The organism is Nostoc sp., assembly GCF_035638895.1.
Taxonomy (GTDB): domain Bacteria; phylum Cyanobacteriota; class Cyanobacteriia; order Cyanobacteriales; family Nostocaceae; genus Nostoc.
The window spans coordinates 1-1,764 of the sequence record NZ_DASQZC010000458.1 but is presented as its reverse complement, the minus strand read 5'-3'; the positions used below and the strand labels follow the sequence as shown (position 1 = coordinate 1,764).

The 1,764-nt window shown below is 43.0% G+C and carries 1 protein-coding gene; it reads left to right on the top strand.

Annotated elements, in window-relative coordinates:
* On the top strand, positions 1–1,468 hold a 1,468-nt coding region (locus VE944_RS23065; protein ID WP_324982440.1), incomplete at its 5' end, for a DNA primase.
* Between the last annotated feature and the right edge of the window lie 296 nt (positions 1,469–1,764).

Sequence of the window (1,764 nt, the reverse complement as noted above, 5' to 3'; positions counted from 1 at the left end):
TTATGCCCCCGCAGGTTGGGAAACTCTCTACCGTTATCTAGTGGAAGATAAACATTACCCAGTACAAATACTAGAAAAAGCAGGACTGATTAAGCCACGGCGGGAAGGAGGCGGTTATTATGATGTATTCCGCGATCGCTTGATGATTCCCATCCGTGATGTTCAAGGGCGCGTCATTGCCTTTGGTGGTAGAACCTTGACAGATGAACAACCCAAATATCTGAATTCACCAGAAACCGAACTTTTTAGTAAAGGTAAAACATTATTTGCCCTCGATCAAGCCAAAGGTGGGATTTCTCAAGTCGATCAAGCGGTGGTGGTAGAGGGATATTTTGATGCGATCGCTCTCCATGCTGCTGGTATTAATAATGCCGTCGCCTCTCTCGGTACTGCCTTAAGCTTAGAACAAGTCCGGTTAATATTACGCTACACCGAGTCGAAACAATTAGTACTCAACTTTGATGCTGATAAAGCCGGAACCAATGCCACAGAACGGGCGATTGGTGAAATTGCTGAATTAGCATACAAAGGGGAAGTTCAGCTAAAGATTCTCAACTTACCCGATGGTAAAGATGCTGATGAATACTTGCATAGCCACACCCCAGAAGATTATGGAGAACTGCTAAAAAATGCGCCACTTTGGTTAGACTGGCAGATTCAGCAAATTATTCAAGACCGTGATTTGAAACAGGCTACTGATTTTCAGCAAGTAACTCAGCAATTAGTCAAATTACTTAAAAATATAGCTAACAGCGATACACGCAACTATTACGTTTCCTACTGTGCAGAAATACTCAGCTTAGGAGATACCAGACTTATACCTCTACGAGTCGAAAATCTGCTAACTCAAATTGCTCCTGCTCCGGCTACATACTCTAAGCCTGTGTCAGCCAGAAAAGCATGGGGAAATAACAAATCCCCACTCCCCACTCCCCACTCCCCACTCCCTACAGAACGGAGCCTTTTAGAACACGCAGAAGCCCTATTATTGCGAATTTACTTGCATTGCCCCGAACAGCGTCAAGTGATTATTGACGGACTAGAGGAGCGAGATTTGCAATTTAGCCTTTCCCACCACCGATTTTTATGGCAACAGATATTACAAATTTCATCCATTGATGGAGAGACGAAAAATTTTGCGTCTCCACCAGATTTAATTTCCCGTTTGCAAGACCACTTCTTAGAATTTGGTAGCGAGATGGGGTTAATTTCCCATTTGTTTCATGTGGATGAAAAAAACCAAAAAGAAATACTTCGGACTCCGCAAGTGGTTCAAGCTGCGATCGCTTGCATGGATTTAGTGATGCTTGAAAAACGCTATCGCCACTTTTTGGAACTATGGCAACAAACTGATCCAGAAGCTGAACCAGAGCGTTATCAATCTTATTATCAGGCTTTCTACGCCGAAAAAATCAAGCTGCAACAAATAGACCGACAACGGTTATTTTCCATCACCGAGTTGTTATAGCCTAACTCTTGATTAACGCTCTTCCATCACTCTCATGAGAGTGATGGAAGAGCGTTAGACCTAAATATATAGCAATCCTATTTGATTTGTGAGAATTGCAAGCCCAAGATCCCCGACTTCTTTGAGAAGTCGGGGATCTTGTTTCTCACGAAAAGACTTGCATGTACACCATAATCTTGTAGGGAAGAGAAATAGAAATGAGGTTTTCCAGAACCCGTGAAAAATCAATTTATTGAACAGCTAAAAAAGATTAGCGATCGCGTTTAGCAGAACGGCGCGATGCCGACGAACGCGCA